Source organism: Pseudoalteromonas sp. GW168-MNA-CIBAN-0100 (assembly GCF_040309225.1).
Taxonomy (GTDB): Bacteria; Pseudomonadota; Gammaproteobacteria; order Enterobacterales; family Alteromonadaceae; genus Pseudoalteromonas; species Pseudoalteromonas arctica.
The window spans coordinates 1-236 of the sequence record NZ_JBEOOL010001091.1 but is presented as its reverse complement, the minus strand read 5'-3'; the positions used below and the strand labels follow the sequence as shown (position 1 = coordinate 236).

The 236-nt window shown below is 41.1% G+C and carries 1 protein-coding gene; it reads left to right on the top strand.

The window, feature by feature from the left end:
- Positions 1 to 236: aminotransferase class V-fold PLP-dependent enzyme (locus AAEY62_RS24725; protein ID WP_350637139.1), on the top strand; the 236-nt coding region annotated here is incomplete at both ends.

Genomic DNA, 236 nt, shown 5'->3' with positions numbered 1-236 from the left:
GCGCCTGTATACGATATTGTAGCTATAAGTAAATTAACCAATAGCTTGTCAATAATTGATGGTGCTCAATCAGCGGGTGTTATACCCCTTGATTTAAGCGTACTCGATGCTGACTTTCTGATTGGCTCGAGCGTTAAATGGTTATGTGGTGGCCCAGGTGCAGCTTATTTATGGGTTAACAAAACCCAAATAGAGTATTGTGAGCCTAAAGATGTGGGTTGGTTTTCGCATCAAAA